Genomic DNA, 25753 nt, shown 5'->3' with positions numbered 1-25753 from the left:
GCAGCTTTCTATTTTTATGCCTAGGATTCCGTACTGCCTGCATCCTCTTTCAGATTAGACATAAATTCGTCAAATGCCTCTGCAGCAGCCATGTATTCATCATTTCTCTCGATATTTTCAATTACAGGCTGATCCCCATCTTCTGAGAAGCGGAAAAGATATACATCGCCGTTGGTATTCTTGCCGTTTTCATCCAGGGGAAGAAGAGCAATGTATTCCTGGTCATTGACGTCAAATGTGGTGAGTACCGCACATTCCAGCTCTGTATCGTCCTCCAGCGTCAGCTTTATGGTAGGGTTGGGCACTCTGGGAACAGAGCCGCAGCCGCCTCCGCAGGAAGCGCAGTCGCTGGGGTCACAGCCGCCCATAAATTTTTCGTCGCTCATGATGATACCTCTCTTTAGAAATTATTGTAGCAGTAAGGTGCTACAATAGATACTCTAACAGATTAAGAATGTGTTTGCAATATAATTACCGAAATAAATTGTGTTTCAATGCACCTGTTCTTTTGCCAGCTTTGTCTCAGCTGTCCCCTCTAAGACACAGTCTCCATTCTGATTATAGCAGTTTGTCTGCATAATAACCCGGTTTCTCTCCTTTTTTTCTCTGCAGGTAACGACTGCAGTGATGGTATCGCCGATGAACACAGGACCCTTGAATTCTACATATTGGGAGATATAGATAGAACCTGGAAAGGCGGCAGTCAGGGCGGCGGGTATAAGCGCTGAAGTAAGCGCGCCGTGTGCGATTCGTTTCCCAAACGGAGTAGTTTTGGCGTATTCATCGTTCATGTGCAATTGATTTTGATCCCCGGATACCGCAGCGAATAGTAATATGTCTGCTGCGGTGATTGTTTTGCTGAAGCTTTCCGAGTCTCCAACTTTAATCTGTGAATAAACGTAAGACATTTTAATCCCTCCTTAGTAATATGTTTATAATGGCATTATACACAAATAAGTAAGAAAAGTAAACTAAAAAATAAACAAAAAGACGAATAAATGAAAAAAAGATATTTACAAAGTGTAAAAAATGTGTATAATGTAACTATAAACATATTATGTTTATAAATGGAAATGCAATAAGACATATTATGTTTACGCGCGCGCTGTACTGTCTACTACTGAATGAAGAGTGAGGTTATAAAAATGAGCAGAGATTTAGAGAACAAGATTGCGATTGTTACAGGAGCAGCAAGAGGGATTGGATTCGGGATCGCCGGGAAGTTAGCGGAGAAAGGTGCAACCGTTGTAATCTCTGATGTCAATGAAGAAAATGCAAGGCAGGCTGCAGACAAGATAAAAGATATGGGTGGAAAAGCAACTTACATATTGGCTGATGTCTCAGATTTTGATCAGGCACATAATTTGATTCAATCTACGATAGAGCAGCAGGGAGATCTCCACATTCTAGTGAATAATGCGGGAATTAACAGAGACATGATGCTTCACAAGATGACAAAAGAAAGCTGGGATGCAGTGATAGCAGTAAATCTCACCGGAGTGTTTAATTGTATGCAGCCTGCAGCAGTTCATATGAGAGAGAAGGAATACGGCCGTATAATAAATATTTCATCGGCTTCGTACCTGAACGGAAATATCGGACAGGCGAATTACAGCGCGGCAAAGGCAGGAGTGATTGCGTTGACACGCACGGCAGCAAAAGAGCTGGGAAAGAAAAATGTCACGGTCAATGCTATCGTACCGGGGTTTATTGATACGGAGATGACCAGAGGGGTTCCAGAAAAGGCCTGGGATATCATGGTCAGCAAAATCTCAATGGGACGGGCCGGAAAGCCGGAGGACATTGGCAATATGATAGCATTCCTGGCCTCCGACGAGGCTTCATATATTACGCAGGGAATCTTTGAGGTAGGCGGCGGAATGGTACTTTAATCAGTTAGAGTACAAAAGATCAGTAAAAAGAATACGCTCATGGAGGAAGCTGTAATGAAAAAAGAAAGTATTGTTATTGTTTCCGGCTGCAGAACTGCGGTTGGAAGTATGGGAGGGTCATTAAAAGAACTGCAGGCCAGTGACATGGGAGGCATTGTGATTAAAGAGGCTGTAAAACGCGCAGGTCTTAAACCGGAGGATGTGGATGAGGTAGTATACGGCTGTGTGGGTCAGGCGGCAGAAAATGCATTTGCAGCACGTCTTTCCTCTGTAAAGGCAGGTATTCCCGTGGAAGCTACAGCTATAACAGTAAACAGATTATGTTCCTCCGGTTTGCAGGCAATTGTAACAGCCGCACAGGAGATTCGCGACGGGTTGTGTGAAATTGCAGTAGCCGGCGGATGCGAAAGTATGACGAATATTCCCTTTTATCTCAGAAATGCCCGTTATGGTTACAGAATGGGACATGGGGAGCTGGAGGATGGATTGGTAACTGCAGTTTCCGATCCATTCACCAGAAATCATATGGGCATCACAGCTGAGAACGTTGCTGAGAAGTATCATATTACAAGGGAAGATCAGGATCGGCTGGCACTTATGAGCCAGCAGCGGGCAGCCGCTGCAAGAGAAACCGGTCTGTTTAAAGATGAGATTGTCCCTGTGGAAGTAAGGGTAAATAAAAAGGAGACAAAAATATTTGATGAGGATGAGTATATCAGGCCGAATACAACGATGGAAAAACTGGCAAAACTGAGACCTGCATTTAAGGAGAATGGAACAGTAACCGCTGGAAACGCCTCCGGTATAAACGATGCGGCTGCGGCTGTCGTCGTCATGAAGGAATCAAAAGCGGCAGATTTAGGGCTCAAGCCTATTGTAAGACTTGTGGATGCAGCAGCTGCAGGCGTTGATCCCCAGATAATGGGGATAGGCCCTGTCCCCGCAGTCCGAAAACTGCTGAAAAAAACAGGGCTGACAAAAAAGGATATTGGACTGATAGAGTTAAATGAGGCATTTGCATCTCAGGCTGCGGCGTGCATCAGAGAGCTTGGGCTGGACGAAACTATTGTAAATGTAAATGGAAGCGGGATTGCCCTGGGACATCCTATTGGAGCTACAGGCTGCATCATTACTATTAAATTGATGAATGAGATGGTCAGAAGGAATGTACAATATGGAATTGCCACACTGTGCATCGGCGGAGGTCAGGGCCTGGCTGTTCTTTACGAACTGTGTAAATAGCGGGAAGGAGTTTGCAGCAATACTATGAAAAAACCAGTTTTTATATCGGCCGGGGAAGCCGCAGACATGATAAAGAATGGTAGTACACTGTGTACCACGGGAATGACGTTAGTATCTACTTGCGAAAGTATCTTAAAGGCGATAGAAAAAAAATTTATGGAGACGGGAGAGCCCAGGGATTTAACACTGTTTCATACCTGCGGGCAGTCAGACAAAAGAGACGGCTTACAGCATATTGCCCATGAACATCTGATTAAAAGAGTGGTCGGGGGACACTGGGGACTGTGCCCTGCCTTTATGGAACTGATTAGCAGCAACAAAGTGGAAGCCTATAATCTGCCTCAGGGACAGATGGCCAATATGTTTCACAGTATGGCACTGCGGGAGCCGGGGAAAATTAGTAAAATTGGCCTGGGTACATACATCGATCCCCGAGTGGAAGGCGGAAAGATGAACGACAGAACAAAGGATTTGGAGGATATTGTGGGTGTAGTCACCATAGACGGTGAAGAATACCTGCAGTATAAGGAAATACCCATTGATACCCTTCTTATAAGAGGAACCTACTGTGACGAAATGGGAAATCTGTCGACGGAGGAGGAAGCCATGGTGTTGGAAATCCTGCCTGCAGTTATGGCCGCAAAGCGTTTCGGCGGAAAGGTGATTTGCCAGGTGAAACACGTAGTAAAAACGGGAACGATCAATCCCAAAGAAGTGGTGGTGCCCGGAGTGCTGGTAGATGCGGTTGTGGTATGTGATGACTTACTGCAGGATCACAGACAGACATCATCGTGGTATTATGATCCTTCCTACAGTGGTCAGGCAGTTTTGAGAGAGGAGAACAAAGCCGCCGCAGCAAAGCTCTCTGTCAGAAAAGCAATTGGTAGGCGGGCTGCCATGCTTTTAGAGGAAGGTGCCATTATTAACGTAGGAACAGGAATACCCAATGATGTTATGGGACCCATATTGGCAGAGGAAGATATTCAGGATAAGATAACCATCACAGTCGAATCAGGGATTTACGGCGGTGTACCGGCGGGAGGAATTGATTTCGGTATCTCCAGAAATGCAATGGCTTTAATTGCCCATGACAGACAATTTGAATACTATACTGGAACCGGCATTGACTTTACTTTTATGGGTGCCGGAGAGATGGATCAGTATGGAAATGTGAATGCGACTAAGATGGGATCTAAAGCAGCAGGAGCAGGAGGGTTTGTAGATATTACAACAACGGCAAAGAATGTCATATTCTGTTCCACGTTCACCGGTGGAGGACTGGAAGTAGATATGGACGAAAAGGGACTGCGGATCAAACAGGAAGGCCGGTTCAAAAAACTAGTAAAGAACGTACAGCAGATCTCTTACAACGGAAGAATTGCCCGGGAGAGGGGGCAGAAGATGTACTTTGTAACAGAACGAGCCGTGTTCAGATTGACAAAGGAGGGTCCTTTACTGACAGAAATTGCAGAAGGTGTGGATTTGCAGAGAGACATACTGGAGCAAATGGAATTTGAGCCTCTTCTTGCGGAGGAGTTAATAAAAACTCCTGTCAGTATATACAGGCAGGGGGCCATAGGAATAAAGGAGATGCTGGAGAAGAAAGAGGGGTATCAATGAAAGGGATGAAATTACATCATATAGGTATTGTTATGACACAGCCTGACAGAGTACAGCGCTTTATGGAAAAGTTCGATTTGGAGGAAGATTACACGGAATATGTGGAAGCATATCAGGCAGACTGCATATTTATGAGGCACAGGGAGGACGATTCCGCTATAGAGCTTGTTGTACCCAAAGAAGGCATTTTGACAGAGTACAATAACGGGAAAGGGGGAATCCATCATATTGCCTTTGAGGTGGAAGATGTGTCCAAAGTGCGTGAGGAGTTCGAAGCGAAAGGTCTTAAGATGTTAGAGGAAAGGGCGGTGAAGGGGGCGGGCGATATCATTGTTAATTTTTTGCGGCCCCGCCACGGAGAGGGAATTCTGGTTGAGTTTGTAGAAAAGATTAAAAAAATGTAGGAGGATTGCTATGGGAATGAAAGCGCTGGAAGGTGTAAGAATTGCCGATTTCACCCGTTTTGTATCGGGTCCGTTCTGCACGCAGCTCCTCGCAGACATGGGTGCTGAAGTAATAAAGATCGAAAAAGGGGCGGGGGATGATACCAGACATTTTGGCCCCTGGTTGGGAGAAAAGAGCATTTATTTTAATTCGGTAAACAGAAACAAGAAGAGTGTCAGGATAAACTACAGGACACCGGAGGGCATGGAACTTGTAAAAGAAATCATCAGTCACTGCGATGTTATTGTGGAGAACTTCAGACCGGGTACTCTGGATAAGATGGGCTTAACCAGAGAGGTGCTGGATAAGCTGAATCCAGGAATTATTGTAACCCATGTTTCCGGATTCGGACAGACAGGTCCTTATAAAGACAGAGCTGCTTTTGACTGTATCGCTCAGGCTATGTCTGGTATTATGAGCCTGACTGGCGATCCGGGAACAAAACCAATGATGATTGGTTCCGTGTATCTGGATTATATAGGAGGAACGTTCGGCGCTTTAGGAACTATGATTGCTCTGTACAGCAGGAAAAAAGCAGGAGACGGTCAGGATGTGGATATCTCTATGCTGGATGCCGGTATTGCCTATTCTCTTTTTTCAACACAGGATTACATAGCCAACGGGATTGTTATGGGACAGGCAGGCAACCGGGACCGCGCCCTGAGTCCTGCCAACACATTTAAGGCAAAGGACGGAAAATATGTATTTATCCATGCAGGAAGCGATACCTTTTTTGATACCTTTGCAAGGATTATCAAAAGAGAGGATCTGTTGGAGGAGGAACAGTACAAATACAGCAGACAGAGGATGGCTAATCCGGACTATATAGAGGAAGTAACGGGGCAGTGGGCGGCCTGCCATGAGGCCTATGAGATTGAAACACTGCTCACAGATGCTGGCATCCCCTGTTCGGTAGTAGCAGATACGGTAGATGTGGTAAATAATCCCCAGGTAAAGGCCAGGGAAATGCTGCGCATATTAGAATATCCGGATGGTACCAAAATGCCTGTAACCGGCATAAATCTCAAGCTGTCTAAGACACCCGGCGAGATTTACGCATTGCCCCCGGTACTTGGAGAGCACACGGAGGCAGTTTTGAGGGATATTGTGAAACTGGATGAAGAAAAAATAGAAGAACTGAAAAGCAAAGCTGTCATCTAGCCGATGGCCCGGAGGAAATTAGAATGAATGCAGAAAAAGCAGCAAAATTATATACTTATGAAGATGGAAAACTGCCGGAATATTTTCAGGAATTAATCGGAGTACTTAAACTGCGTGCAGCCCCTACGGCTATTAAATTTTTTGAAGATCTCAGGGAAATGAGAGCGGTAAAGAAGATCCGCATCCCGGCAGAGGGGGAGATCTTTACCGCCTGCCAGATGGTGGGGCAGGCCACCAGGCTGAATTACACGGTTGGTTTTACAAAAGAGCATATGCCCACCATTCAGTGCTCCGGTGTCTGTGGATTTATTCCGAAAGAAGATTATATTCACAGCCCGCACCTTGCAGGCACCTGGTTTGAAAAGCCTGAAGAGTCAGCCAGACATCAGGAATCTATGTATCATCTGGATAAAATGTATGAGGGGGTGGCGGCCTCTCCTGCGGTACTCGGCAGACTGAATCCGCCGGATGTATGCCTCGTATACGGCACGCCGCAGCAGATTATGTTTATGTGCTGTGCACTGCAGTATGATGATTATGAGGTAATAGAATCCTCGTTTGTTGGAGAGACCTCATGTACAGATTCCTGGATCCGTGCATTTGTAACGCAGAAGCCATGCTTTACGATGCCTTGTTTTGGAGAAAGACGGTTCGGGGGAGTTTGGGATGATGAGATGGTTCTGGCCTTCCCTCCGGCATACATTTGCAAAATTCTGGATGGTCTAAAAAAATTAGCAGGAAACGGACTTAGATATCCGGCCGCCCAATACGGGATTCAAAGGGATGCACGGGAGGGATTAAGTGTTTCCTATGATTTAAACGCAGTGAGCAAGAGCAGCAAATAAGAACAGCTAACAAAACCAGCCAACAAAACCAGGAAAAGGAGAAAGGTTTATGAGAAAAAGAAGTATTTTTATGAAATCAATTGCAGTGTCTGCAGCAATGCTGATGATGGCAGGGTGCGGTTCTTTCGGTACCGGCAAATCCTCAGACTCCTCTGTCCCAAAGGATACTGCCGGTGAAGAGAAAAAAGAGACTTCCGGCGGGGAAACGTACACCTTGAAAATTGGACACACTGTCTCAGAGACGGATCCTACCCAACTGGGATATCTCCATTTCAAAGAGCTGATTGAGGAGAAATCGGATGGAAGGATTGAAGTGCAGATTTTTCCAAATCAGTCAATTGCGGAGACAGACAGAGATGCCCTTGAAAAGGTAAGGGATAATACACTGCAGATGGCCAATACAATGCCCGGACTTTTTGCAGGTATCTCAAATATGGAAGAATACTATGTATGGAATATTCCTTATATATACAAATCCAATGAAGAGATGTATAAATTAGCGGAATCTGACTGGATGCTGGAATTAAACGAGAAGTTCAAAGAAACTACAGGAGTGCGGATTATTGCGGATGCTTCTTTTAATATGGGATGGTATGCATTTGGAACCACAAAAAAGGATGTTCCAAAATTGGATGACTTTAAGGGACTTAAAATCAGAATCAATGAAACGCCACAGCAGATTGCATTGGTGGAAAGTATCGGCATTACTCCTGTATTTATCTCATTTAATGAAGTCTACCAGGCGTGCCAGCAGGGCATGGTTGACGGTATGATGACTGCCCAGAACCTTTTCTACAGCAATCGGTATTATGAGGTGCTGAAGTCTCTGAAAATATTAAAGAACGGAGCCGCATTCCATCAGTATATTGTAAATGAAGAGTGGTACCAGAGCCTTCCGGATGACTTAAGGACGGTGTTTGATGAATGTGTGTCAGAAATGACGGAATATATCCGTGAAGAAGAAGTGACATATACGGATAAAGCAATGAAAGCTTTAGCAGACGAGGGCATGACGGTATATGAGGTTACGGAGGAAGAGACAAAAGTACTCGAGGATGCATGCCGTACACATATTTTCCCTGACAAAGAGGCGGCATTGGTTGATGAACAGTATATTAACAAAGCACTGGAAATAGTGGCACAATAGCAACTGCGGGGCGGCCCCTGCGGGGGCGCCTCTGTTGCGGCAAGGGAGGTTGACATGCAGTTACATTTTAATGATAAAAAACTCTGGAATCACCTGGAGGAATATCTGTGTGCTTGTCTGTTTGGGATTATGCTGATTATGCTTTTCACACAGGTAGTGCTCAGATTTCTCTTTCATCTTTCATCACCGGTTCTTGAAGAGTATTCCCTGTATATGTTTGTCTGGTTTGTCTTTCTGGCGTCCAGCAACGCCATTCTGAGAAACGAGCATATCCGCATTGAAGTTATCACAGCAAGGCTTCCGGAAAAGGTACAGGCTGGGCTGTATCTGGTTATGATGGTAATAAATATCGGCTATTCAGCAGTAGTAATGTATGCGGGGTGGTTTAAGGTGATGGATCAATATCTGCTGGGAACGGTATCTGCCACCACGTTTCCGCTGTTTATTATGTCCCTGGCGCTCCCTGTGGGAATGTTTGCGTCTATTGTGAGATCGCTGCAGAATATTTATCTCACCATTAAGCTTGATCTTATTAAAAAGGAAGGAGGGGATGTATAAATGGCGGGTTTAGTTTTGATAGGAACTTTGTTTTTGTTTATTCTCATTGGATTTCCCATCGCCGTATCCATCGGCCTTTCCTGTGTTCTGTATGTGCTGGCGTTTCACACAGTACCCATGGATTTTATTATACAATCTTTCCTGAATGGCACCTACAGCTTTACACTGCTGGCGATACCTTTCTTTGTATTATCAGGGGAACTAATGATCAATGGAGGTATTTCCCAGCGACTGATTAATTTCTGTATGTCATTAATTAAAAATAGAAAAGGCGGACTGGGAATGGTTACGGTAATTGCCTGTATGTTTTTTGCGGCGATTTCTGGTTCCGGACCTGCCACTGTGGCTTGTATCGGAGGTATCATGATTCCCCAGATGATTCGTTACGGGTATGATAAGGAATTCTCTACCTCCATAACGGCTGCTGCAGGTTCATTAGGACCTATTATACCACCTAGTATTATGTTTTTGCTGTATGGGGTAGTGAACCAGGTATCTGTCTCTAAACTGTTTATGGGAGGCGTTGTGCCCGGAGTCTTAATGGGTATAGCTCTGCTCTTTATGACAAAGCTTATCTGCGGAAAAAAGAATTTCACACCGCCCCCTGAGGTGGCGGAGGAGAGTGAAAAGCTATTTAATGTAAAAATATCAAGGTCTTTTCGTGAGTCTTTTTGGGCTCTGCTGGTGCCGGTTATTATCTTAGGGGGTATATACGGAGGGATCTTTTCTCCCACAGAGGCAGCGGTAGTTGCCTGTATGTATGCATTGTTTGTGGGATTTTTTATTTACAAGGAGCTAAGGATAAAGGACTTGCCGATGATTTTTATACGGGCGTTTCGGAGCTGCAGCTTCCTAATCGTAATATCATTTTCCGTAGCCTTTGGAAAATTGATGGCAATGGAGGGGGTTCCTACAGCCATTGCAGATGCGGTGTTAGGAGTTTCTCAGAATAAATATGTGGTACTGCTGCTGATAAATCTGCTGCTCTTAGGTGTGGGAATGATTATGGATGCCGCACCGGCAACCATTATTCTAGGCCCCCTTCTGCTGGGAATCGTGCAGCCTTTGGGCGTAGATCCGATTCATTTTGGGGTAATTATGATTATGAATTTATCAATCGGGATGGTTACGCCGCCTGTGGGAGTGAACCTTTTTGTAGGTACCAAGATAAGCAAAATACCTATGGAAAATACATTTGGATATACCTTAAAATTGCTGGCAGGTATGATAATTGTCTTAATGCTGGTAACTTATATCCCGTTTTTCTCCATGGCACTGCCGAACCTGTTCGTCTGATCCTCAGGGACTGCTTGATTTTCCATTAAATGTCAGGTATGATATAGAATGAAACATAATACGTTTAAAGGAGAAGCAGTCCCTATGAGTTCGAAAAAAAAACAAAAATTTAAATATGATATAGTCGCAGATGAGATTCTGGCAAGTATTGCTGCGGGAAAGTGGAAACCGGGGGATAAAATGCCCTCGGAATCGGAATTGATAGTGATGTATAAAGTAAGCCGTGTAACTTTGAGAGAGAGTCTGAAAAAATTAAGTATGATGGGAGTTTTATCAATTGTTCAGGGCGACGGAACGTACGTGAATGAAATTAGGCCTTCTGAATTTATGAAGCCTCTGTTTCCGCTGATGGCTTATAAGCAGAGTAATATTGAAGAGATCTATGATGCCCGCACGTATATTGAAAGCGGTGCCTGTGAGCTGGCTGCTCAGAGACGTACCCAGGAGGATGTGGAGTATCTTCAGAGGCTTTTGGAGCATATGAATGATTCTGTAACCATGAATCGTCAGGATATGTATTCCAAATACGATCATAAGTTTCACCGGGCACTTTGCGAGATTGCAGGAAATGAGATGCTTCTTACTATATTTGATCTGTTCGAGCAAGTAATAAGCGGATATATTGAACAGATAAATATTTCCCCCGGCATTGTAATGAATTCAATGATTGACCATCAGATCTTATTTCAGGCTGTTGAGGAGAAAAGACATGAGTACGCCCGGCTCATTATGTTTGAACATTTGAGAAAATCAAAGGTACGGCTGATTGAGATTTTAAATAAAAGAGAGACATTGTGATGCAGGCAGATGTGCCTGCGGAGAGGGTGAAAAATGGTAACGTGGAAAAACTATTGGCGGGGTAATGAGTGGGAAGAACTAAAGAAAATAAAAATAGGCGGCAGAGAAGTGGAAACCTTTAAAAATATGCCGCCAAATCTGTATGATGCACTTGCGGAAAGTGTATCGAGATTCCCCGAAAAGATTGCTCTGACAGATCCTTGGGAGCGTAGGTACAGCTATAAAGATTTCCTGAAAAAAGTAGATGATTTTGCATTGTCTCTTTCCTGTGTATATGGGATAAAAAAGGGGGATCATGCAGCTTTGATGTTATACAACGGAATTGAGTTCTGTGTAGCCTTCCTTGCGCTTTGCAAATTAGGAGCGGTAACAGTCTCGCTGCCCAGTAAATATAAAAAACAGGAGGTGTTGTCCCTCTGCATGAAAGCAGAAGCCTCCTATATTATATGTGACGAAGATTTTTATGAGTGGTTTGAAAACGCAGAAGAATACTCCTTCGTGCGAATTAAAGCGGAAAATGCAGAGAAGGGATATGGATTTGCATATCTTGCCAGGAGTACAAAGGGATATGCACCTCTTGTATCCCGGGGGGCACTGGAAGATCCGGTGCTGATCATGTTTACCTCAGGTACTACATCTCAGAGCAAGGGGGTGTTATTAAAGAATTACAATGTGATGCATTCTGTTGTAACCTATGAAAAGACTTTAAAGCTTACGTCAGAAGACAGATCAGTTATCGCCACTCCCATTTACCATATAACAGGGATGATCACTTTATTAGGTGAATTTCTCTATATTGGCGCATCCTTGTATCTGCACAGAAAATTTGAACCGGAAAAGGTGCTGCAGTGTGCTCTTGAGAATAAGCTTACTTTTATCCATGCATCACCTACTGTATTTTGTATGCTGATGGATAAGAAAGATATGTTTCCGTCAATTCCATCGCTAAATAGCTTTGCTTGTGGAAGCAGCAATATGTCTCCGGAAAACATACGCAGAATATATGAGTGGCTGCCCCAGGTTAAATTCCATACCATCTACGGGCTGACAGAGACAGCCGGGGCAGGTACGGTATTCCCGGGAGGAGCAGCTGAGAGCAGATACATAGGAGCTTCCGGCATACCCATGCCAAATCTGGAAGTAAGGATTGCGGATGACACAGGAAAGGAAGTCCCGTCTGGCATAGTAGGTGAAGTAATGCTGAAGGGAACCTTCGTTTTGGAAGAATATTATCATGGGGTAAGCTCTGCGATAACGGAAGACGGATGGCTGAAAACCGGAGATTTAGGATACTGCAACCGGGACGGATATCTTTACATAGTTGACAGAAAAAAAGATATGATAAATCGCGGCGGGGAAAAGATATGCAGCTTTGATGTGGAAAATGAAATCATGCAGTTAAACGGTATACTGGAGGCAGCCGTCGTAGGGGTGCCGGATGAAAAATACGGAGAGATACCCGTGGCAGTCATACGCTTTGCCCCTGGGGTAGAGTGGAAGGAAGGGGCAGTGCAGAAGGAACTGGAACACAGGATTGCAAAATATAAAATCCCCTGTCGTATTCTTCCCCTGTCGGATATACCAAAGACGGCAAATGGAAAAATAGATAAAAATGCCATACGTCACTTATTCGTACCTTAGGAGAGACTGTGAGTAAAGAATAAAATAGGGGGCGGGATAACAGACAGCGGTTGTATGTTGTATTGATCAGAACAGCATACAGCAGCTGTTTTTTATTGAATCCTGCATTGCTTTTTTTTTCTCCCCCCTCTATAATAACAGAAGAGGAGATGGGAGGAATTATACGTGAAGAAGGATGTTGCGCACACATTAAAGCGTGCGGACAAGTTAAACGTTATTTTAATCGGAGAAGGGCTTCTGGTGGGTATTACAGGGGGAGGGATCGCTTTGTTATACCGCATTATGCTCAGCTATGCCGGAAAAGCTCTGAACTGGGTGCTGGATTTTGCCAGGGGTGTGCCCTGGAGGATGGCTTTGTGGTTTGCGGTTCTTGCTGTTCTGGCTCTGCTTGTGGGACGGCTGGTAAAGTGGGAGCCTTTGATATCAGGGAGCGGGATTCCCCAGTTGGAGGGAGAGATGACAGGTAAGCTGGAGCAGACCTGGTGGCGGGTGATGGCTGCGAAGCTGGCAGGCGGGTGTCTGGCTCTGCTGGGCGGTCTGTCTCTTGGGCGGGAAGGCCCTTCTATCCAGCTGGGAGCCATGGCCGGAAAAGGAATCTCCAGGCTGTTGGACCGGGGAAAGACAGAAGAAAAGTTTCTTCTGACCTGCGGAGCAAGTGCAGGGCTTTCCGCAGCCTTCCATGCTCCGCTGGCAGGTGTAATGTTCTCTCTGGAGGAGGTTCATAAAAACTTTTCTGTGTCAGTTTTAGTGTCAGTTATGACAGCTTCTCTGACAGCAGATTTTATGGCTTCCCATGTTTTGGGACTTGATCCGGTATTTCAGTTTGACATCGGGCGTGAACTGCCGCAGAAATATTACTGGGCAATTATACTTCTTGGTATACTTTTAGGAATACTGGGGGCTTTCTATAATTATGCAACACTGAAAGCCCAGGAGATTTATCAGAAGCAAAAGTTTCTGAATGAGTCCACCAGACTGTTGATTCCGTTTTTGCTGGCAGGCGTTTTAGGGTTTACCATGCCTGAGGTGCTGGGAAGCGGTCATGAGCTTGTGGAAATGATTACTCATGAGAACATGGTGCTGGGCACTGTGCTTGTGCTTTTAGCTGTGAAGTTTTTATTTTCAGCCATAAGTTTTGGATCCGGAGCTCCTGGAGGAATCTTTTTTCCGCTTCTGGTTTTAGGGGCTTTTATAGGCGGTGCCTTTGGAATTGCCGGGGCAGAGTTTTTTGGCCTGGAGGCGGAATACATTAATAATTTTATCCTTTTGGCTATGGCAGGATATTTTACGGCAATTGTCAGAGCGCCCCTGACAGGAATTATTCTTATATTTGAAATGACAGGGACTGTAGATCAGATGCTGTCCCTTTCTTTAGTTTCTATTGTGGCCTATATCGTGGCAACTCTACTGCGCTCCGCCCCAATATACGAGAGTCTTTTGGAGCGCCTTTTAGAGAAGAGGGGAATTCAGACCCCAAAAACCATGGGGCAGAAGGTATTATCAGAATATGTAGTGATGCATGGTTCAGAGATTAACGGACAGCTGGTGAGAGAGATTCCGCTGCCTGAGAATTGTCTTCTGGTCGCAATTCAAAGGGGAGGGAAGGAAATCATTCCCAAAGGCAAGACCAGAGTATTTGCAAGTGATACACTCATTACCATGACAGATGAGAGAGATGCCGGAACCGTCCATGACAAGATGGAGAAGCTGTGTTCTGAAGAATAAAGTATAGAGGGAAAGAGGGAAAAGGCTTGAAGAGAAGAGAAAACGAGGCTGAAATCAGAGTATTACCAGGCAATCCCAGAATATTAGGAGTGTACAGAGCAAAAAATGGCTATAATTTTGCAAGTGTCATCCCGGATGAAAAGGAGGCAAGTCTTTTGCTGTACGAGAAGAACAGCGGAAGGCTTATACAAGAGATCCCCCTGCCTCCCGAAGAGAGAACCGGGGAGGTAGCTGCTGTCTTTATAGAGCAATTCCGTCCCAGAGAGATGGAGTACAATTATAAAATAGACGGTGAGATCCGTCAGGACCCCAGGGCTGCACTGCTGACAGGCAGAGAACGCTTCGGTACTGCTGTGGATCACAAGAATCCGCACAGTCTCCGGTGCGGTGTGCTGGAGGGAAAATTCTTGTGGGAAAAGGAGGAGCGGCCCGCCATATCTCTGTCAGAGATGGTTTTGTACAAATTACATGTGAGAGGATATACCAGCCATAAAAACTCAAAGGTAAGACAAAAAGGGACCTTTCGGGGGGTGGCAAAAAAGATACCCTATCTGAAGGAACTGGGGATTACCTCAGTAGAACTCATGCCATGCTATGAGTTTGATGAAATCATGGTGAAGGACGGGATTCCTGCCGCATATGCTTATGAACAGAAGGATGCCGCGAAGGTTAACTACTGGGGATATACGGATCAGGCATTTTACTTTGCACCCAAAGCGTCCTACTGTGCAACCGGAAGTCCGGCCAGAGAATTTATGGAGATGGTAAGAGACTTTCACCAGGCTGGCATAGAGTGCATGATGGAGTTTTATTTTACTGCGGAAATATCTCCCCTTGAGGTGCTGGATATTCTGAGGTACTGGAAAACGGTATATCATATTGACGGATTCCATCTGGTGGGGGACACCAGGGCGCAGGAGTATGTTACTGAGGATCCGCTGCTGGCAGATACCAAACTCTTTTTTGCCGGGGTGGATGCCCAGAAATTATATAGAAACAAAACTCCTCATTTCCGACACCTGGCGGAATACAATGAGTGGAGCCGTCAGGTGTTTAGACGTTTCCTGAAGGGAGACGAGGATATGCTGGTGGATTTTACCTATTGCACCAGAAGAAACCCGGATACCCATGGCGTTGTGAATTACATGAGTATACAAGATGGGTTTACAATGGCAGACGCAGTAGCATATGATATAAAACACAATGAGGAGAACGGTGAGAAAAACAGAGACGGCATGAATTATAATTACAGCTGGAACTGCGGCATCGAAGGTCCCACCAGAAAGCAGAGTATCAAAGCCCTCAGAAAACGGCAGATTAAAAACAGCTTTCTGTTTCTGCTTCTGAGCCAGGGCATTCCTCTGATTTACCAGGGAGATGAGATTGGCAATTCCCAGAATGGCAACAACAATGCCTATTGTCAGGACAATGAAGTGGGATGGGTAGACTGGAGCGGTCTGCGCCGGAATCGGGAACTCCTGGAATTCGTAAAAAAAAGTATTGCGTTCCGGGCGTCACATCCTGTGCTTCATCTGCCAGGGGAACTTCGGTGCATGGATTACAAATCGTATGGGAGTCCGGATGTTTCCTATCACAGCCAGAGGGCCTGGTTTGCTGAGCTGGATAATAATTTCCGTCATGTGGGAGTCATGTACAACGGTAACTATGCCGAAGATTCGGCGGGGGTTCCTGACGCATGGATCTATATTGCATATAATATGCATTGGCTGGAGCATGAATTTGCCCTGCCCCATCTGCCGGGGAATGGAAAATGGCGGGTTGCCATCAATACAGGGAAAAATGAAAATGCCGGCTTCTATGAGGAAACGGAAGAACCTCCCGTGAAAGATCAAAAAGGGATTAAAGTATCCCCAAGAACAATTATTGTACTGGTGGGAAAGTAGGAGATGTAAGAGCGTATGCATGCATGGGCACATTTTAAGACAATTACAAAACATAAAATGATGGTAATGAGGTACTGCTTCCGCATTGGCCTCTATAAACAAGGGCTGCTGCACGATTTGTCTAAATATTCATGGACGGAGTTTAAGGTGGGCTGCAGGTATTACCAGGGAAACCGCAGTCCTAATAATGCGGAGCGGGAGGCTACTGGAATGTCAACCTCCTGGATGCACCACTATGGGAGAAATAAGCATCACTTTGAGCACTGGGTGGACTATGGCATAAACTGCAGGACCGTGATTGCAGGGGTGCCCATGCCCAGAAAATATATTGCTGAGATGGTTATGGATCGGATCAGCGCATCCAGAACCTATTCTCCGGAAACCTACACCGATCAGGCACCCCTGCAGTATTTTCTGGCCGGGAAAGAAAAATTGTGGTTTGTCCACGAGAAAACCAACCAGGATCTGGAGAGGCTTCTGCGCATGCTGGCCAGAGAGGGAGAAGAGAAAACCCTTCATTATATCAAGCATGTATATCTGAAAGAGGAAAAGCATCCTCAGAAGGCTTTTAAAACAGAGACATATTGACAAATGCCTGAAATCATCATATACTTTGATAGTCAAAATAAATGAGCGAGATAATATAAAAGTATAGGTGGATAATAGAATGGCTACAAGGATAATAGGAACCGGAAGTGCGCTTCCGAAGACAATAGTGACAAATGATGACCTTGCTAAAGTGGTGGAGACTAGTGATGAATGGATCTCTTCCCGCACCGGCATACGTGCCAGAAGGATCGCCAAAGACGAAACAACCGTCAGTCTGGCGGCTGAGGCAGCCCGGAATGCGCTGAAAAGCAGTCACAAACATCCGGAGGAGATACAGCTTGTAATTGCCGCAACCTGTTCGCCGGACTATTTTTTCCCCAGCACGGCCTGCTGTGTCATGAAAGAGCTGGGAATCCCTGAGGCGGCTGCCTTTGATCTCAGCGCTGCCTGTTCTGGTTTCCTTTTTGCACTGAATACAGCACATGCATATCTGGAGAGCGGAATGTACCAAAATGCCCTTATCATCGGTACAGAAACGATCTCCAAGCTGATTGACTGGGAAGACAGAGGCACCTGTGTGCTTTTTGGAGACGGTGCCGGCGCAGCTGTAGTGGAGAAGGACAGTACAGGCCTTTTGTCTGTGGTACAGCATGCAGACGGGGGAAAATCCCAGGTTCTTACCTGCCGGAACCGTACGGTCCGCAATATGCTGGTGCCCGAGGAACTGCCTCAGGACTATATTACGATGGAGGGCCAGGAGGTATTCAAGTTTGCTGTAAAAAAAGTACCTGAGTGCATCCGTCAGGTTCTGGAGCAGTCAGGTACCGGTATAGAAGAGGTCAAATATTTTGTGCTTCATCAGGCAAACAGCCGTATCATTCAATCCGTGGCAAAACGTCTAGGGGCAGGAGAAGACAAGTTCCCCATGAACCTGCAGTCCACCGGCAATACATCAGCGGCCAGCATCCCCCTCCTTCTGGATGAAATGAATCAGAGGGGAATGCTTGAGCGGGGGGATAAGATTATACTCTCCGGATTCGGAGCCGGACTTACCTGGGGCGCTGATTTACTGGTCTGGTAAGAGTTCCTGTCTTTTGCAGGCTGTAAATACCGCTGCCGAACGAAGGCCCAGTACGAATGTATTCGCTATATAAACCATTTCTTTGGGATTCCAGGCCACACAGGAATCTTCTGTATCAGCTGCCGTATTTGCCGCCAGATACCATCCGTAGGGAGGGGGCAGCTTCGGCAGCTGAATCGTAATATCCTCCCAGTACACATTGACTCCCAGGTAGACAATATCATCAGTATCCGGACGCTCGCCCTGGCTGGCATACATAACGCCCATTGCCTTCGTGTCAGGAGTAATTCCTGAATCAAAGGGCACTGCTGTGTGCAGGCTGATAAAGGGGAAACCAAAGGAGCAGGGGCCTCTTCCCCCGCGGATGGAAACGTGTTTTTTTCGGAAACGGATCATAAACCGGAAAAAGTTAAAAAGCTCCCGGTTAGCATCCAGATCCTTCCAATTGATCCAGGATATTTCATTGTCCTGGCAATAGGGATTGTTGTTGCCCATGGAGGAATTGCCGAATTCATCACCGGCAAGAAACATAGGCGTTCCCCGGCTGCACATTAAGACGGCGCAGGCATTTTTAATGAGCCGCTTTCGAAGGGCACAGACGGCGGGATCTGAGGTCGGGCCTTCACAACCGCAGTTCCAGCTGCGGTTGTCATCTGTTCCGTCCGTGTTAGCCCATCCGTTTGCCTCGTTATGCTTTTGGTTATAGGAATAGAGGTCGCACAGAGTAAAGCCGTCATGACAGGTGATAAAATTAATGGAGGAATTGTATCCCCGGTACTGTCCGGTATATAAGTCCGGGGAGCCTGTGATTCTCTTGGCTGCCTCCGGGGCCATCCAGTAATCTCCTTTTAAAAAGCTGCGGAGATCGTCCCGGTATTTGCCGTTCCATTCAGCCCACCGCTTCCAGGACGGGAAGTTGCCTACCTGATAAAGCCCTCCTGCATCCCATGCCTCTGCAATAAGCTTTACATTGCCGAGGATGGGGTCAAAGGCCAGTGTCTGGAGAAGTGGCGGCTTATTCATAGGACTTCCGTCTTCATTACGCCCCAAAATGCTTGCCAGGTCGAAGCGGAAGCCGTCCACTCTATAGACAGTCACCCAATAGCGGAGGCATTCCAGAATCATCTGCTGGACAATGGGATGATTACAGTTTAAGGTATTGCCGCAGCCGCTGAAGTTGTAATAGTGTCCGTCAGGGGTAAGCATATAGTAAATATTGTTGTCAAAGCCCTTAAAAGAGAAGAAGGGACCATCTTCATTCCCCTCCGCTGTGTGGTTGAATACCACATCCAGGATTACTTCGATGCCGTTTCTGTGGAGGGCTTTTATCAGAGATTTCAACTCATGTCCTTCATAATTATATTCCTTCTGGGAGGAATAGCTGGTGTTGGGGGCGAAGAAGCTGACCGAATTATATCCCCAGTAATCCAGGAGAGTCTTTCCGTTCACCTCTCTTTTTCCCATGGTCTCGTCAAATTCAAATATGGGCATCAGTTCCACCGCGGTAATGCCCAGCTGCTTCAGATAAGGAATTTTTTCCATGAGTCCGGCAAAGGTTCCGGGGTGGCGGACCTGAGAGCTGGAATGTTTGGTAAAGCCTCTGACATGGAGCTCATAAATCACCAGATCCTGCATGGGAAGAAGGGGCTGGCGGGCGTTTCCCCAGTCAAAATTATTTTTGACCACTCTTGCGTGGTAGGATGACCCGGGGAGGGGTTTGCTGCCCCACACGCTCTGCCCGGTGACGGCTTTTGCATAAGGATCCAGAAGGGGCTTCGTTTTGTCAAACAATAACCCTTTTTTCGGGTCCCGGGGTCCGTCCAGCCGGTAGGCGTACTCGAATTCTCCGATATCCAGACCGAAGACCAGCATGGAATATACGTTGCCTATCCTGTAATTCTCCGGAAACCTTAGTACGGCATAGGGTTCTGATGCCTCCCGTTTGTAAAGCAGGAGTTCGCAGGAAGAAGCAGCGTGGGAATGGACCGTAAAATTCACAGCTCCTGGGAGAGAGGTGGCTCCGTTAATCTCAAAAAAGCCGGGACGAACCCGGAATCCCTGGACCGTGTCCAGGGGCATCAGAGGATCGTCGGGAATCAGCGGCAGCAGTAAGGGGATATCTTTCATAAGGATGCTCCTTTCCGTTAGGGGACTACATTAAATGAGTGTCTTCCAGCCGTCTCTCAAAAAATTCATTCAGACGGATGAGCGGTTTCCTCAGAACAAGACCTAGAAGCAGGGCAAAGGGAACAAAGAGCAGCAGATGGAGAATATCCGTCCAGTAGCTCATATGGTAGATTCCCGCTACCGTCTCCCGCATGGCGTTTATCCCGTAAGTAAACGGCAGAAAGGGATATACGTTCTGAAAAAACTGAGGGGTGACCTCAATGGGGAAGGTCCCTCCGGCCCCGGCGATCTGAATTACCAGGAGAATGACGCAGAGCGCTTTGCCGATATCTCCGAAGGAAACCGTCAATGTGTAGATAATATTCGTAAATACCAGGCTGCAGACCATTCCGGCCAGAACAAAAAGTACCGGATTCTTACACTGTATCTCCAGGAAGAATAAGTCCCCAAGACAGATGATGGATGACTGTATCAGACCGAAGGTGAGAAACAGCAGGTAACGTCCCAGATAACACTGAGAGGGCTTTAGATTCCTGAGCTTTTCGTCTTCGTCAACTCTTACCTTCATAATAGCTACCAGGACAATGCCCCCCACCCAGATGGCAAGAGTGGAATAGAACGGTGCCATGGCAGAACCGTAATTTTCAATGGAATAGAGGGAAGTAGTGTCCAGCTGTACCGGGGAGGACATAAAGTCACCCATGATTGTGGGATCATTGCGTATAATCTCCAGGAGTTTAGAGATCCGTTCATCCTCTCCCACAGAGTTTACGCCGTCTACCAGTTTACGAATCTTCCCTCTCGTGGTTTCAATAATATCTTTCGTACTGGACAGGGAATCCTTTCCGGAGGCCAGTGAGTTTCCAACGCCGTCCAGGATTCCATCAATATTGGAGAGACTGCCGTCCGCACTTTTCAGCATACCTGAGAGATCCGCAGAGGCCCTGGAGATTTTGTCCAGAAGACTGTCCAGGGAGGGCTGTACGGCAGTGCGGTAGGAAGCCCGGATAGAGGCCAGATCTTCTGTGCTGCTTTTTATCAGAGCCTGGATGTCTCCTCTGGTTTCGGCCGCCTGATTGGAGGCAGACAAGATGGATTCTGAGGTATCGGTGATTTTGTCAATGATCCCCTGCTGATGCTCGTTGGACTGCTGCAGCTGAAGGATCAGATCCTCAATGGTGGACAATCCCAGGGTGGCATTCAGCTTCTCCAGCAGGGCAATATTCTTATTGTTCATATCAATAATGGACTGGGACAGGGAAGTGGTCTGTTCCAGCTTCCCTGCAGCGTCATCCACACTATTTTTTATACCTGAGAAGGCATCTGTTGCAGTGGAGGATACGGAGTCATAGAGTCCCTGGCTGGAATCCAGGACATTCCCGAGCACCTGGGTAATATCGCTGAGAGAGGTCTGGGAGGCATCCATAATGGACTGGGCGTCAGCCAGGGCGGTATTGCCGTTGGCCAGGGCGGTATCAACATCCGGTAAAGCCAGTTTGGTGGTCTGTACAAGACCGTTGACCTCGTCTACGGCAGAAATAAAGGCGTCTATGGTCTCTTCGTACTGTGCAAGGTCCGTATCAATGGTATTGAGAGAGGAGATAAAGCGGTCAAGAATCGTGACCTGCTTATCCTCCAGATCAGTGGTAGTCATATTCAAAACTCCGGCAATAGCCTCAGTGGCTTCACTGATGAAGGTGGCGTTAACCTGCTGTTGGATTACACCTACGCCCTTGTCTGTAATCTTGGGTGCAATGGCATTTTTCTTTTCATTTATGTAGTATTGTATCTGAGGACGTTCAATATCTGAAGAAAGTATACTGGACATCTTTTTGCTGAAGTCAGAGGGAATGACCACTGCTGCGTAGTATTTGCCGGATTTGACCCCTGAAAGGGCTGCTTTTGTGTCTGTAAACTGCCATCCGATCTGATCATTGGCCTTTAGATTAGATATGATTTGCTCTCCAATGTTCAGGGAGACAGCCTCCAGGCGGAAGCCCTCGTCTTCGTTGGATACGGCTACCTTAATACCTGCTGTATTGCCGTAGGGGTTCCAGTTAGCCGCAATATTAAACCAGGCATACAGTGCAGGTATAATACTTATGCCGATGGCTACAATGAGCGCCATAACATTTTTGGTGAGGCGTTTTACGTCTCGCCGATAGATTCTGAATATATTTTTCATTTCTGCTCTCCCTCTATTAGTTTTTCTGATTCCAGCAATTTTTTATAGCGATAGTCAATGTATTCCACACAGATCAGATAGGCGGCCAGAAGGATGATGGACACAATCCATGCCGTAAGGAAGATGAGCTTTGATTCCAGGCTGAACATAAGAATCAGAAACACAGCCGGGACAATCAGAATGCCCAGGAATCCTCCCCGAATAAGAAGGGGGTATTTTGTGCGGAAGCGTTTATAAGTGTCAAGAAGCTTCTCTTTTCGCAGCTCTGCGTCCAAAGCATCCTGAAATCCAAAATGCATCAGGGTGAGAGAAACGGCATCTTTCTTTGGTCTGCCCTGGGAAAGGTAAGACATATATTCTGCTTCCAACCGGTTAAGAAGCCTCTGTCTGACAGCGGCGTCAGCCTTTTGAGGCGGCAGGGAGGCATAGAACTCTTCCAGGAATCGGGTTATTTCATCCATAATTATTATGCACCTTTCTGAAAATATATTGTTATTTTAGCATGGGTAATTGCAGTTTACAACCAGAAAATGACCAATCGTCATTTGTAGGAATGGTATTGTCATTTTCTGAAATAGATACTTGCAAGATTGCGGGCGCTGTGCTATGATTTTTACTGCAGGAGCAAATTACATATGAACAGAGACAGAAACAATAGAAACAGCAATCAGATAGATAGAAGGATAAAAAAAGTCATGCCAATACCCGGCATGGCTTTTTTCTTTTCTGATTTATCAGAATAGAGTACTAATTTATCAGCACAGTAAAAAGGAGGAGAATAATGAAAGAACAAGTTATTAGAACAGGAAAGGATGTGGGGATGGTGATTCTGGGCAATACCGTCTATGCGCTTGCGGTTACCATGTTTATCCTTCCCAATGGATTAATTACAGGGGGTACCACAGGTCTTGCAATTGTGGCCAACCACTATTTCCAGATACCGGTCACAGGTTTTGTGAGCGTATTTAACGTTCTGATGTTTCTTATAGGGGCTTTGATTCTGGGAAAGAAATTTGCTATGACAACGATCATAAGCACCTTTTATTATCCCATCATTCTCGGAATTTTTCAGTCTGTGCCGGCGCTGGCAAATGTGACTTCGGATCACATGCTGTCGGCGCTGTACGCAGGAGTGATGATCGGAACAGCCATAGGGATTGTAATTCGTGCGGGGGCTTCCACTGGCGGGATGGACATTCCTCCCCTGGTATGCAACAAGATCTGGGGTCTTCCTATCTCAGCTGTAATGTATGTGTGCGACTGCGGAATTCTGCTGCTGCAGATCCTCTTTTCCGTTCAGGAGCAGGTTTTGTACGGACTGCTACTGGTATTCCTTTACACCACGGTTCTGGATAAGGTCCTTCTCATGGGTCAGAGCAAAACCCAGGTGAAAATCATCAGTGAAAAATATGAAGAGATCAATGGGATGATCCTTGGAAAACTGGATCGCAGTTCTACCCTGCTGCACGGGGAAACCGGATATCTTCGCAGCAGCCTTCCTGTAATCCTCACCGTAATCTCCGGACGTGAGCTTCAGAGGCTGAACAAAGAGGTACAAAAGATTGACGAAGAGGCATTTATGATTGTAAGCCCCGTAAAAGAAGTAAAGGGAAAGGGATTCACCAGCAAAAAAGAGTATTTGTAGAATTGCGATTGACAAAAACAGGAGAAAGGCATAGAATAGTTTACGGGTAAACTGTTTACTGGAAAACCATTGGAGGGGAAGAGTGAATGCTGGAATTAGGAAGGGGCTATTTCGACAAATTTATAAAGCTTGAAAAACTTTACCGAAAATATTTTCAGGAGGCATTGGTTTCCTACGGACTTACGCCCAATGAGATGATTGTACTTTTGTTTTTATACAACAATGCCCCGGCTTTGGACACTTCCCGTGATATTGTCAGGTGTAAGGGAATCTCCAAAGGACTGGTGGCCAGATCCGTGGAGTCTCTTACTTCCAGAGGGTATCTGACTACCCGAAGAGATGAGAGGGATCACAGGGTTATCCATCTGAAGCTGAGTGATCCTGAGATCGTGGGTGACCTGCAGAAGACACAGGAGCAGCTGGCAGCCAGGCTGGAAGAGGGAATCCCGGAAGAATATAAGAAAGTAACCAATGAAACTTTAAGGCTGATGATTGAGAATGTTGAGAGAATGCTGAAAGGAGAGCAATTGTCATGAGTCATGAAAAGACACAGAAGGAAGCCAGTCTGGGATCGGATAGGATAGGCAGCCTTCTTTTTAAGCTGGCGCTGCCGGCTATCTTAGCCCAGATCATTAATGTTCTGTACAATATGGTGGACAGGATGTACATAGGTCATATTCCGGACATAGGTCCCAATGCGCTTACCGGGGTGGGGGTCACTATGCCTGTGATAATGGCCATTTCTGCATTTGCGGCCCTTGTGAGTATGGGAGGTGCCCCAAGGGCATCCATTATGATGGGAAAAGGGAAGAATGAAGAGGCCGAGAAGATTATGGGAAACTGTACCACCATGCTGGCGGTGCTGGCCATACTCCTCACAGTTATATTTCTGGCCTTCGGAAAACCCATTCTGCTGATGTTCGGAGCCAGCGGCAATACCATCAGCTATGCCTGGGCATATATGCAGATCTATTCCGTTGGCACGATATTTGTCCAGCTGTCGCTGGGACTGAATGCTTTTATCAATGCCCAGGGATACGCCAAGACGGGTATGCTGACCGTAGCAATCGGGGCTGTCTGCAATATTATCCTGGATCCCATCTTTATTTTTGGGCTCGATATGGGCGTGAGGGGGGCAGCTCTTGCCACGATTATCTCCCAGGCGGTATCCTCTGTCTGGGTGGTAAAGTTCCTTACCGGATCAAAGAGTACCCTTAGAATCCGTCTGAAGAATATGCGCCCCAAAGGTGAATATATTTTTCCGAGTCTGGCACTGGGGGCGGCCCCTTTTATCATGCAGTTTACAGAAAGTATTCTGTCTGTATGCTTTAATACTTCCCTGCTGAAATACGGGGGTGACATCGCTGTAGGGGCTATGACAATCCTTACCAGTGTAATGCAGTTTTCTATGCTTCCTCTTCAGGGGCTGACACAGGGGGCACAGCCTATCATCAGCTTTAATTACGGAGCGGAGAATATCCAGCGGGTAAAGGAAGCGTTTCATCTGCTGCTGAAAAGCTCTATGATTTATTCGACTCTTTTGTGGGCCATCAGTATCTTCGCTCCCCAGGTGTTTATCGCTATATTTACCGGCAATGCAGAGCTTGCAGCATATACAAAATGGGCGATCCGCATCTACATGGCAGTATCCCTTCTTTTTGGAATACAGATTGCGTGCCAGCAGACGTTTATCGCCCTGGGGAATTTCAAAACCTCAGTTTTTCTCGCACTGCTCAGAAAAGTAATTTTACTGATTCCGCTGATTTTTATACTGCCGCATCTGATACCTAATCAGGTACTGGGTGTATTTCTTGCGGAACCAATTGCAGACTTCATTGCAGTATCCGTTACTTCAATCCTGTTTTACAGAGAATATCATAAGCTGGGCTGACC

Annotated in this window: 23 protein-coding genes; 18 read left to right on the top strand and 5 right to left on the bottom strand. The window is 46.1% G+C overall.

Annotated elements, in window-relative coordinates:
* Positions 1–20 precede the first annotated feature (20 nt).
* Together BUA56_RS06550 and BUA56_RS06545 are read right to left on the bottom strand one after the other, a co-directional pair.
* On the bottom strand, positions 21–386 hold the full coding sequence (locus BUA56_RS06550; RefSeq protein WP_072850120.1) for a DUF1292 domain-containing protein: 366 nt from the start codon (positions 384–386) through the stop codon (positions 21–23).
* Positions 387–491: 105 nt separating this feature from the next.
* A complete protein-coding gene (locus tag BUA56_RS06545; protein ID WP_072850118.1) occupies positions 492–908 on the bottom strand; it encodes a MaoC family dehydratase in 417 nt (138 codons plus the stop codon).
* A gap of 237 nt (positions 909–1145) precedes the next feature.
* Between BUA56_RS06545 and fabG the strand changes: the two genes are divergently transcribed.
* The 15 genes from fabG (at position 1146) to BUA56_RS06470 (ending at position 17903) form a co-directional block, all read left to right on the top strand.
* Positions 1146–1892, top strand: coding sequence for a 3-oxoacyl-ACP reductase FabG (gene fabG, locus BUA56_RS06540; protein WP_072850116.1), 747 nt, complete (start codon positions 1146–1148; stop codon positions 1890–1892).
* A 54-nt stretch (positions 1893–1946) separates the two neighbouring features.
* Entirely contained in the window at positions 1947–3134 is a 1188-nt protein-coding gene (locus BUA56_RS06535; RefSeq protein WP_072850114.1) for a thiolase family protein, read from the top strand.
* Between the two features lie 24 nt (positions 3135–3158).
* Entirely contained in the window at positions 3159–4754 is a 1596-nt protein-coding gene (locus BUA56_RS06530) for an acyl CoA:acetate/3-ketoacid CoA transferase (protein ID WP_072850112.1), read from the top strand.
* The gene (locus BUA56_RS06525) at positions 4751–5158 is read left to right on the top strand and encodes a VOC family protein (RefSeq protein ID WP_072850110.1); all 408 of its coding nucleotides are present in this window, start codon (positions 4751–4753) and stop codon (positions 5156–5158) included. Before BUA56_RS06530 ends, BUA56_RS06525 begins: the two co-directional genes overlap by 4 nt.
* 10 nt (positions 5159–5168) lie before the next feature.
* Positions 5169–6359 carry a CaiB/BaiF CoA transferase family protein gene (locus BUA56_RS06520; RefSeq protein WP_084067712.1) on the top strand — a complete coding sequence of 397 codons (1191 nt, stop codon included), beginning with the start codon at positions 5169–5171 and terminating at the stop codon, positions 6357–6359.
* Between the two features lie 23 nt (positions 6360–6382).
* On the top strand, positions 6383–7204 hold the full coding sequence (locus BUA56_RS06515) for a DUF169 domain-containing protein (protein ID WP_084067710.1): 822 nt from the start codon (positions 6383–6385) through the stop codon (positions 7202–7204).
* Between the two features lie 49 nt (positions 7205–7253).
* Positions 7254–8351, top strand: a complete 1098-nt coding sequence (locus BUA56_RS06510; protein ID WP_072850108.1) for a TRAP transporter substrate-binding protein — start codon at positions 7254–7256, stop codon at positions 8349–8351.
* Positions 8352–8405: 54 nt separating this feature from the next.
* Positions 8406–8909, top strand: coding sequence for a TRAP transporter small permease (locus BUA56_RS06505; RefSeq protein WP_072850106.1), 504 nt, complete (start codon positions 8406–8408; stop codon positions 8907–8909).
* Positions 8910–10205, top strand: a complete 1296-nt coding sequence (locus tag BUA56_RS06500; protein WP_072850104.1) for a TRAP transporter large permease — start codon at positions 8910–8912, stop codon at positions 10203–10205. It begins immediately after the preceding gene.
* An 84-nt stretch (positions 10206–10289) separates the two neighbouring features.
* Entirely contained in the window at positions 10290–11003 is a 714-nt protein-coding gene (locus BUA56_RS06495) for a FadR/GntR family transcriptional regulator (RefSeq protein ID WP_072850102.1), read from the top strand.
* A 33-nt stretch (positions 11004–11036) separates the two neighbouring features.
* Complete coding sequence (locus tag BUA56_RS06490) at positions 11037–12644, top strand: class I adenylate-forming enzyme family protein (protein ID WP_072850100.1); 1608 nt, start codon at positions 11037–11039, stop codon at positions 12642–12644.
* A 165-nt stretch (positions 12645–12809) separates the two neighbouring features.
* On the top strand, positions 12810–14369 hold the full coding sequence (locus tag BUA56_RS06485; protein WP_072850098.1) for a ClC family H(+)/Cl(-) exchange transporter: 1560 nt from the start codon (positions 12810–12812) through the stop codon (positions 14367–14369).
* 26 nt (positions 14370–14395) lie between these two features.
* Positions 14396–16273 carry an alpha-amylase family glycosyl hydrolase gene (locus tag BUA56_RS06480; RefSeq protein ID WP_242946731.1) on the top strand — a complete coding sequence of 626 codons (1878 nt, stop codon included), beginning with the start codon at positions 14396–14398 and terminating at the stop codon, positions 16271–16273.
* Positions 16274–16288: 15 nt separating this feature from the next.
* Entirely contained in the window at positions 16289–16861 is a 573-nt protein-coding gene (locus BUA56_RS06475; RefSeq protein ID WP_072850096.1) for a DUF5662 family protein, read from the top strand.
* A gap of 79 nt (positions 16862–16940) precedes the next feature.
* Positions 16941–17903 (top strand): beta-ketoacyl-ACP synthase III, encoded by a 963-nt coding sequence (locus BUA56_RS06470; RefSeq protein ID WP_072850094.1) that lies wholly within the window; start codon positions 16941–16943, stop codon positions 17901–17903.
* Here the strand turns inward: BUA56_RS06470 and glgX are convergent.
* From glgX to BUA56_RS06455, 3 genes are read right to left on the bottom strand one after another with little or no spacing between them, the layout of a single operon-like run.
* Positions 17889–20030, bottom strand: coding sequence for a glycogen debranching protein GlgX (gene glgX, locus BUA56_RS06465; RefSeq protein WP_072850092.1), 2142 nt, complete (start codon positions 20028–20030; stop codon positions 17889–17891). The genes BUA56_RS06470 and glgX overlap by 15 nt on opposite strands.
* Before the next feature lie 25 nt (positions 20031–20055).
* On the bottom strand, positions 20056–22215 hold the full coding sequence (locus BUA56_RS06460) for a YhgE/Pip domain-containing protein (RefSeq protein WP_072850090.1): 2160 nt from the start codon (positions 22213–22215) through the stop codon (positions 20056–20058).
* Complete coding sequence (locus BUA56_RS06455; RefSeq protein ID WP_072850088.1) at positions 22212–22676, bottom strand: hypothetical protein; 465 nt, start codon at positions 22674–22676, stop codon at positions 22212–22214. The genes BUA56_RS06460 and BUA56_RS06455 overlap by 4 nt, the downstream gene beginning before the upstream one ends.
* 320 nt (positions 22677–22996) lie before the next feature.
* On the opposite strand from BUA56_RS06455, the gene BUA56_RS06450 reads away from it, so the two are divergent.
* The 3 genes from BUA56_RS06450 to BUA56_RS06440 all read left to right on the top strand — a co-directional run bounded on the left by BUA56_RS06450 (position 22997) and on the right by BUA56_RS06440 (position 25751).
* A complete protein-coding gene (locus BUA56_RS06450; protein WP_072850086.1) occupies positions 22997–23860 on the top strand; it encodes a YitT family protein in 864 nt (287 codons plus the stop codon).
* Between the two features lie 86 nt (positions 23861–23946).
* Positions 23947–24396 (top strand): MarR family winged helix-turn-helix transcriptional regulator, encoded by a 450-nt coding sequence (locus tag BUA56_RS06445; RefSeq protein ID WP_072850084.1) that lies wholly within the window; start codon positions 23947–23949, stop codon positions 24394–24396.
* Complete coding sequence (locus BUA56_RS06440) at positions 24393–25751, top strand: MATE family efflux transporter (RefSeq protein ID WP_072850082.1); 1359 nt, start codon at positions 24393–24395, stop codon at positions 25749–25751. Before BUA56_RS06445 ends, BUA56_RS06440 begins: the two co-directional genes overlap by 4 nt.
* Positions 25752–25753: the final 2 nt, after the last annotated feature.

The organism is Lactonifactor longoviformis DSM 17459 (assembly GCF_900129135.1).
Classification (GTDB): Bacteria; Bacillota; Clostridia; order Lachnospirales; family Lachnospiraceae; genus Lactonifactor; species Lactonifactor longoviformis.
The sequence above is the reverse complement of the archived record's forward strand: the minus strand, read 5'-3'. Positions and strand labels throughout refer to the sequence as shown.

Excerpts from the sequence above, each read along its gene's own strand:
- BUA56_RS06550 (WP_072850120.1), bottom strand. The coding sequence starts at position 386 with ATGAGCGACGAAAAATTTATGGGCGGCTGTGACCCCAGCGACTGCGCT.
- BUA56_RS06545 (WP_072850118.1), bottom strand. The coding sequence starts at position 908 with ATGTCTTACGTTTATTCACAGATTAAAGTTGGAGACTCGGAAAGCTTC.
- fabG (WP_072850116.1), top strand. The coding sequence starts at position 1,146 with ATGAGCAGAGATTTAGAGAACAAGATTGCGATTGTTACAGGAGCAGCA.
- BUA56_RS06535 (WP_072850114.1), top strand. The coding sequence starts at position 1,947 with ATGAAAAAAGAAAGTATTGTTATTGTTTCCGGCTGCAGAACTGCGGTT.
- BUA56_RS06530 (WP_072850112.1), top strand. The coding sequence starts at position 3,159 with ATGAAAAAACCAGTTTTTATATCGGCCGGGGAAGCCGCAGACATGATA.
- BUA56_RS06525 (WP_072850110.1), top strand. The coding sequence starts at position 4,751 with ATGAAAGGGATGAAATTACATCATATAGGTATTGTTATGACACAGCCT.
- BUA56_RS06520 (WP_084067712.1), top strand. The coding sequence starts at position 5,169 with ATGGGAATGAAAGCGCTGGAAGGTGTAAGAATTGCCGATTTCACCCGT.
- BUA56_RS06515 (WP_084067710.1), top strand. The coding sequence starts at position 6,383 with ATGAATGCAGAAAAAGCAGCAAAATTATATACTTATGAAGATGGAAAA.
- BUA56_RS06510 (WP_072850108.1), top strand. The coding sequence starts at position 7,254 with ATGAGAAAAAGAAGTATTTTTATGAAATCAATTGCAGTGTCTGCAGCA.
- BUA56_RS06505 (WP_072850106.1), top strand. The coding sequence starts at position 8,406 with ATGCAGTTACATTTTAATGATAAAAAACTCTGGAATCACCTGGAGGAA.
- BUA56_RS06500 (WP_072850104.1), top strand. The coding sequence starts at position 8,910 with ATGGCGGGTTTAGTTTTGATAGGAACTTTGTTTTTGTTTATTCTCATT.
- BUA56_RS06495 (WP_072850102.1), top strand. The coding sequence starts at position 10,290 with ATGAGTTCGAAAAAAAAACAAAAATTTAAATATGATATAGTCGCAGAT.
- BUA56_RS06490 (WP_072850100.1), top strand. The coding sequence starts at position 11,037 with ATGGTAACGTGGAAAAACTATTGGCGGGGTAATGAGTGGGAAGAACTA.
- BUA56_RS06475 (WP_072850096.1), top strand. The coding sequence starts at position 16,289 with ATGCATGCATGGGCACATTTTAAGACAATTACAAAACATAAAATGATG.
- BUA56_RS06470 (WP_072850094.1), top strand. The coding sequence starts at position 16,941 with ATGGCTACAAGGATAATAGGAACCGGAAGTGCGCTTCCGAAGACAATA.
- glgX (WP_072850092.1), bottom strand. The coding sequence starts at position 20,030 with ATGAAAGATATCCCCTTACTGCTGCCGCTGATTCCCGACGATCCTCTG.
- BUA56_RS06460 (WP_072850090.1), bottom strand. The coding sequence starts at position 22,215 with ATGAAAAATATATTCAGAATCTATCGGCGAGACGTAAAACGCCTCACC.
- BUA56_RS06455 (WP_072850088.1), bottom strand. The coding sequence starts at position 22,676 with ATGGATGAAATAACCCGATTCCTGGAAGAGTTCTATGCCTCCCTGCCG.
- BUA56_RS06450 (WP_072850086.1), top strand. The coding sequence starts at position 22,997 with ATGAAAGAACAAGTTATTAGAACAGGAAAGGATGTGGGGATGGTGATT.
- BUA56_RS06445 (WP_072850084.1), top strand. The coding sequence starts at position 23,947 with ATGCTGGAATTAGGAAGGGGCTATTTCGACAAATTTATAAAGCTTGAA.
- BUA56_RS06440 (WP_072850082.1), top strand. The coding sequence starts at position 24,393 with ATGAGTCATGAAAAGACACAGAAGGAAGCCAGTCTGGGATCGGATAGG.